General features: G+C 69.0%; 7 protein-coding genes. All 7 read left to right on the top strand.

Going from position 1 to position 6,556, the window contains the following annotated elements; all coding sequences use genetic code 11:
- Nucleotides 1-57 precede the first annotated feature (57 nt).
- Nucleotides 58-777, top strand: coding sequence for a PEP-CTERM sorting domain-containing protein (locus ABNT58_RS00845; RefSeq protein ID WP_348751621.1), 720 nt, complete (start codon nt 58-60; stop codon nt 775-777).
- The gene (locus ABNT58_RS00850; RefSeq protein ID WP_348751622.1) at nt 774-1,721 is read left to right on the top strand and encodes a choice-of-anchor L domain-containing protein; all 948 of its coding nucleotides are present in this window, start codon (nt 774-776) and stop codon (nt 1,719-1,721) included. The genes ABNT58_RS00845 and ABNT58_RS00850 overlap by 4 nt, the downstream gene beginning before the upstream one ends.
- A gap of 24 nt (nt 1,722-1,745) precedes the next feature.
- Nucleotides 1,746-2,867 (top strand): TIM barrel protein, encoded by a 1,122-nt coding sequence (locus tag ABNT58_RS00855; protein WP_348751623.1) that lies wholly within the window; start codon nt 1,746-1,748, stop codon nt 2,865-2,867.
- A 6-nt stretch (nt 2,868-2,873) separates the two neighbouring features.
- The gene (locus ABNT58_RS00860) at nt 2,874-3,497 is read left to right on the top strand and encodes a putative 2OG-Fe(II) oxygenase (protein WP_348751624.1); all 624 of its coding nucleotides are present in this window, start codon (nt 2,874-2,876) and stop codon (nt 3,495-3,497) included.
- A gap of 12 nt (nt 3,498-3,509) precedes the next feature.
- Nucleotides 3,510-4,019: a TRAP transporter small permease gene (locus ABNT58_RS00865; protein WP_348751625.1), complete on the top strand. Its 510-nt coding sequence runs from the start codon at nt 3,510-3,512 to the stop codon at nt 4,017-4,019.
- Nucleotides 4,016-5,293, top strand: coding sequence for a TRAP transporter large permease subunit (locus ABNT58_RS00870; RefSeq protein ID WP_348751626.1), 1,278 nt, complete (start codon nt 4,016-4,018; stop codon nt 5,291-5,293). The genes ABNT58_RS00865 and ABNT58_RS00870 overlap by 4 nt, the downstream gene beginning before the upstream one ends.
- A 148-nt stretch (nt 5,294-5,441) precedes the next feature.
- Nucleotides 5,442-6,467, top strand: a complete 1,026-nt coding sequence (locus ABNT58_RS00875; RefSeq protein WP_348751627.1) for a TRAP transporter substrate-binding protein — start codon at nt 5,442-5,444, stop codon at nt 6,465-6,467.
- Nucleotides 6,468-6,556 lie beyond the last annotated feature (89 nt).

The following is a 6,556-nucleotide window of genomic DNA, read 5'->3' on the forward strand; positions in this document are numbered from 1 at the left end:
CGTGCAGAAGAAGCTGACGTCCACCGCCGCCGTGCGCGTCATCAAGTGAGGTCCGTGATGATCCGACGTTTGAACCTGAGCGCCCGCCTGCGGGCGGTGCCGGCGGCAGTGCTGCTGGCGGCCCTGGCGGCCACTGGCTCGGCGCACGCCGCCATCCCGTTCTTCGGCACGCAGGTGGACACCAGCGCCGTGGCCGCGGCCGACGGCGCGGCGCCCGAAGCCGACTGGCAGATGGACGTGGAGACCGTGTCGGCCCAGGCCGCTTCGGTCGGCGACGTGCATGTGGCCACCGCCGGTGCCTTCGCGGGGCCGGGCCTGCTGACCGTGTCGGCCGACGTGTCGGCCGGTGCGCTGAGTCATGCGGTGGCCAGCGCGCACTTCAGCGGCTCCTTCCTCAGCACAGGCACCGTGAGCCTGAGCCTGGACTACAACCCGGTCACGTTCTCCGACGGGTCGGGCGCAGCGGCCACCTCGCTGTTCGTCTCGCTCAGCAACGGCGGCACCACGCTGTTCGAGGACTATGTGCAAGGCCCGTGGAGCTTCAGCTACACGCCGGTGGCTGGCAGCACCAGCGTGCTGGACCTCACCTTGTCCAGCGAGGTCACCGCCGCCTTTCTGAGCCCCGGCACCGGCAATGCCAGCGCCTTCGGCTCGGTGGCCATCATGGGCGCGGTGCCCGAGGCTTCCACCTGGCTGATGTTCTCGCTGGGCCTGGCTGGCATGGCGGCCTTCGGCCGGCGGCGCAGCCAACAACGGGTTGAAGAGGTGGCGGCATGAGCCGCGGCTTCTGCACCCAGCTGGCAGCGCTGGCGCTGCTGGTGGCGGCCGGCGCGCCAGGCAGCGCGCAGGCGGCAGCCACCGTCACGCCGCTGGCCGACACCGGCAGCGACGCGGCCAGCAGCCTGGTCAACGCGCTGCTGGCGGCGCAACCGGGCCTGTCGGTGGTGGCTGGCTCGGCCAGCTACAGCGGCCAGGCCTCGGCCTCGGGCCTGTTTGCCAACGGCGGACTGGGCGCCAACGGCCTGGGCATCGACAGCGGCGTGGTGTTGACGACGGGCGATGCCCGCTTCATCGGCAGCAGCGCCGCCTTCGCGGGCGACGCCGCCAACCAGAGCGGCACCTACACCGCCGGCGTGGGCAATGCGCTGACGCCCAACACCAGCGGTGGTCATGCGCTGTTCTCGTCGCTGACCAACGAGCCCACCTTCAACGCCTCGGTGCTCAGCTTCAGCTTTGTGCCGCAGTACGCGCGGCTGAGCCTGCGCTTCGTGTTCGCTTCCGAGGACTACAACGACCTGGTCAACAGCGGCTTTCCGACCGACGTGTTCGGCGTCTTCGTCAACGGCGCGAACCAGGCGCTGCTGCCCGGCACGCAGCTGGCCATCTCGGCCTCGACGGTGAACTGCGGCGGCCCGACTTCGGGCCCCGCCGGCGGGATGGGCGGCACCTGCGGCCTGTACCGCGACAACGCGCCGTTCTACGACGCCATCGACACCGAACTGGACGGCATGACGGTGGTGATGGACCTGCAGATGACGGTGAACGCGGGGCAGGTGAACACCTTGTCCATCGGCATTGCCGACACGCTGGACACGGTGGGCGATTCGGCCGTGCTGCTGGCCGCCGGCAGCGTGGCCGCGGTGCCCGAGCCCGGCACCTGGGCCCTGATGCTGGGCGGCGTGGCCGCCCTGGGCGTGGCCGCGCGCCGCCGCCGCGCCTGACTCACAACACAAGGAGACGAGCACATGGACAGAAGAGACTTCCTCTCGGGTGCCAGCGTGGCCGCGGCCGCGCTGGTGGCCAAGGACACCTTGTTCGCCACCCCGGCGATGGCCCAGGCCGCGCCGGGCCAGCAGCTGGTGACGCAGATCTGGTCGCGCCACCTGCAATGGGTGGCCACCCAGGCCCAGCAGGTGGCCGACCCCTACGGCACCGGCGTCAAGGTGGGTGAAGCCGCCCGCGCCGCCGGCTATGCGGCGGTGGACCTGACGGTGCGCAACGACGGCCATGTGCACCCGGCCAACGTGGCCACGCACCTGCCGGCCATGCTCAGCGGCATCCGCAGCACCGGCGCGATTTGCGACCACATCGGCGTGAACTTCGCGCCGCCGGCCGACCCGGCCAACACCGCCTGGATCGCCAGCCAGTCGGTGCATGAAATCCTGTCGGTGGCCGGTGCGCACGGCATCCGCAAGTACCGCTTCAACAACTCGGGCGCGGTGAGCTTCGGCAACAACACCTTCGGTGCGCAGATTACTTCGCTGCTGGACGGCGTGCGCCTCAACCACCGCCGGCTGGCCGCCATCAACGCCCAGTACGGCAACCTGTGCGGCGTGGCGCACACCCATGCGTCCAACGTCGGCGTCACGGTGTACGACTATGCGTACGCCATGCAGGGCATCTCGCCCGACCTCATCGGCATCAACCTGGCCATCGGCCACACCGCCTCGGCGGCACCGGGCACCCTATGGCAGCTGGAGATGCGGCGCAACATGCCCAATATCCGCTGCGTGGCGGTGGAAGACCTGGCCGCCACGGTGGACCCGCAGACCGGCGCGCTGAGCATCGGCCGCGTGCAACCACCGGGCGCCACCGGGGCGGGTGGCGGCGTGATCAACTGGACCACCTTCTATTCGCTGCTGCGCCTGGGCGGCTACAGCGGCGCGGTGGAGTCGCAGATCGAGTACCGCATTGCCGGGGCCGATGGCAACCTGGTGAGCCTGAACAGCGCCTTCTTCGCCGACAACGCGCAGTTCACCTCGGGCAACCTCACGCCCGCGTTGATGATCGCTGCCATGCGCAAGGACTCGGACTTCATCCGCGCCCGTGCGGTGGCGGGCGGCTGGTCGGCCGGGCAGGTGCTGTAACCCGCCATGGACGAGGTGTTCGGCCTCTTTCCCACGCCGGTGCTGCGCGCCGGCGGCGCGGTGCCGCCCGCGCTGGTGGCCGAGCTGGCGGCGCACTTCGATGCGGCGCCGGCCGAGCCCAATGCCGCCAGCGACCAGCTGGTGCACACCCGCCTGCTGCGGCCCGACGACAGCCCGCTGCTGCCGCAGCTGGTGGCGCTGCTCACACCCAAGATCGAGGACATGGGCGCGCTGATGTTCGGCCAGCGCCTGGGCTGGGCCATCAAGGAGATGTGGGTCAACCGCATGGGGCAGGGCGGCCACCAGGCCATGCACCACCATGCCAACAGCTTCGTCTCGGGCGTGCTCTACCTCACCGAGGTGGACGCTGCCGCGCAGACGGTGTTCAGCAAGCCGGTGGGCGGCACCGAGTTCGTGTTCCGCCACCAGCATGCACAGGTGTCGTCCACGCCCTTCAATGCCGACCGCTGGGTGTGCCCGGCCACCGCACCCGGCGACCTGCTGCTGTTTCCCAGCTACCTGCTGCATGCGGTGCCGCCCAATCCGGGCGGGCGCCGCATCACCTTGTCCTTCAACGCGATCCCGGGCGGGCTGGACGCCTGGGGCTACGCCATCCGCTTCGGCGCCTGAGACCTTTTGTTCATGAAGTCCCTGTTCCATGTCTATTGCAAGGCCCTCGAAGCCCTGCTGGTGCTGGCGCTGGCCGTGATGGTGCTGCTGGTGTTCGGCAACGTGGTGCTGCGCTATGCCTTCAACTCCGGCATCACGGTGTCGGAAGAAGTCTCGCGCTGGCTCTTCATCTGGCTGACCTTCCTGGGCGCGGTGGTGGCGCTGCACGAGCACCGCCACCTGGGCACCGACATGCTGCTGGCCCGCCTGGGCCCCGGTGCGCGCCGCGCCTGCATGGTGGTGGCCCAGCTGCTGATGCTGGCCGTGTGCGTGCTGCTGCTGCAGGGCGCACTCACGCAGATGCGCATCAACTGGACGGTGGAGGCCCCTTCCACCGGCGCGCCGATGGCCATCGTCTACATCGCCGCCGTGGTGTTTGCGGCTTCGGCGCTGCCGATGCTGCTGGTGGACCTGCTGGCCCTGTTCAAGCCCACCGCCGCTGGCGCGGAGCCCCTGCGCATGACGGCCGAGGAGCAGGCATGACGATCACCGTCTTCCTCGGGTCGCTGCTCGGGGCCATGGCCCTGGGCGTGCCCATCGCCTTTGCGCTGCTGCTGTGCGGCGTGGCGCTGATGTGGCACCTGGACCTGTTCGATACCCAGATCCTGGCGCAGAACCTGGTGAGCGGGGCTGACAGCTTTCCGCTGCTGGCGGTGCCCTTCTTCATGCTGGCCGGCGAGATCATGAACGTGGGCGGGCTGTCGCGGCGCATCGTCAACCTGGCGCTCACGCTGGTGGGCCATGTGCGTGGCGGCCTCGGCTACGTGACCATCATGGCCGCCTGCCTGATGGCCGCGCTGTCGGGCTCGGCGGTGGCCGATGCGGCGGCGCTGGCCGCGCTGCTGCTGCCGATGATGGTGGCCGCCGGCCACGACAAGGCGCGTTCGGCGGGGCTGATCGCCTCGGCCGGCATCATCGCGCCGGTCATTCCGCCGTCCATCGGCTTCGTCATCTTCGGGGTGGCGGCCAATGTGTCGATCAGCAAGCTGTTCATGGCCGGCATCGCGCCGGGGGTGATGCTGGGTGCGGCGCTGTGGTTCACCTGGTGGTGGGTGGCGCGGCGTGAGCAGCTCACCCCGCCGCCGCGCCGCAGCCGCGGCGAGGTGCTGGCCGCGCTGCGCGAAGCCTCCTGGGCGCTGGTGCTGCCGGTGATCGTGGTGGTGGGCTTGAAGATGGGCGTCTTCACGCCCACCGAGGCCGCGGTGGTGGCCGCGGTGTATGCGCTGGTGGTGGCCACCTGCGTGTACCGCGAGCTGCCTTTCAACCGGCTGTATGCGGTGTTCGTGGATGCCGCCAAGACCAGCGCGGTGGTGATGTTCCTGGTGGCCGCGGCCATGGTCAGCGCCTGGCTGATCACGGTGGCGGGCCTGCCGGCGCTGGTGGTGGGGCTGCTGGAGCCCTTCATGGGCAACCAGACGCTGCTGCTCGTGGCCATCATGCTGCTGGTGTTCTTCGTGGGCACCGCGATGGACATGACGCCCACCATCCTGATCCTGACGCCGGTGCTGATGCCGGTGATCAAGCAGGCCGGCATCGACCCGGTGTACTTCGGCGTGCTGTTCATGATCAACAACGCCATCGGCCTGATCACCCCGCCGGTGGGCGCGGTGCTCAACACCGTGGCCGGCGTGGGCAAGGTCGGCATGGACGAGGTCACCCGCGGCGTGCTGCCCTTTTTGACCGCGCAGTTCGCGCTGCTGATGCTGATGGTGCTGTTCCCGGCACTGGTGATGGTGCCGGCCAGCTGGTTCTACTAGGCGCCGCCCACCCCGCACCACGGACTGCACACCTTTCAACTTTTGAACGCTTTCTCGGCTTTGAACGGCTGGGGCGGCTTCTCTGGCAACCTTTCATCGGCCGGCAAGCGCTGGACCGCACACACAACCAACCACCCTGGGGACACACATGGGCAAGCACATCTCTTACACGCTGAAGGCCGGCCTGGCCACGCTGGGCCTGGCCTTGCTGGCCGGCGGCGCCGCGCAGGCGCAGGACATCAGGGAGCGCAACCTGCGCTTTGCCTTCAGCCTGGCCAAGGACCACCCGCTGGGCCTGGGTGCGCAGAAGTTCGCCGATGCCGTGGCCGCCAAAAGCGGCGGCAAGATGAAGGTCAGCCTGTTCCCGAACGCCGTGTTGGGCAGCGACCAGCAGAACCTGTCGGCCGTGCGCGGCGGCACGCTGGACTTCACCTCCATGGCCACCGGCATCGTCGCCTCGCTGGACAAGCAGTTCATGGTGTTCGACCTGCCGTTCCTGTTCAACGACGCGAAGGAAGCCTACGCCGTGACCGACGGCGCCGTGGCCACCCGGCTGCTCGACGGGCTGCAGGCGCACGGCCTGGTGGGCCTGGGCATCTGGGACCTGGGTTTCCGCAACATGACCAACAGCAAGCGCCCCATCGTGCGTGCCGAGGACATGCAGGGCCTGAAGATGCGGGTCATCAGCTCGCCGATCTTCATCGACCTGTTCACCACCCTGGGTGCCAACCCGCTGCCCATGACCTTCGGCGAGGTGTATGGCGCGCTGGAGTCCAAGGCCATCGACGGCCAGGACAACCCGGTGGCGGTGATCGAGTCGGCCAAGTTCGCCGAGGTGCAGAAGTTCCTGTCCATCACCCGACATGTCTATACAGGCATGCCGTTCATGATGAGCAAGAAGACCTGGGACGGCATGTCGGCCGACGAGCGCAAGGTGATCCGCGACGCCGCGGTGGAAGCCAAGACCGAAGAACGCCGCCTGACCCAGCAGAAGGAAGCCCAGGCGGTGGACGCGCTGCGCAAGACCATGCAGGTGAATGAGGTGAGCGAGGCCGAGATGGTGCGCTGGCGCGCCAAGGTGCAGCCGGTGGTCGATAAGTTCAGCCGCGAGATCGGCGAAGGCGTGGTCAAGGACGTGAACGCCGAACTGACCCGCATGCGCGGCGCCAAGTAAGGAGCGCCGCATGAGCTTGCTGGGCTCGGCCGCCCTGGCCATGTGGTGGGACATGGCGCCCGACGTGCGGCCCGACTTCGAGGATTGGC

It is taken from the genome of uncultured Aquincola sp., assembly GCF_964001545.1.
Classification (GTDB): domain Bacteria; phylum Pseudomonadota; class Gammaproteobacteria; order Burkholderiales; family Burkholderiaceae_C; genus Aquincola.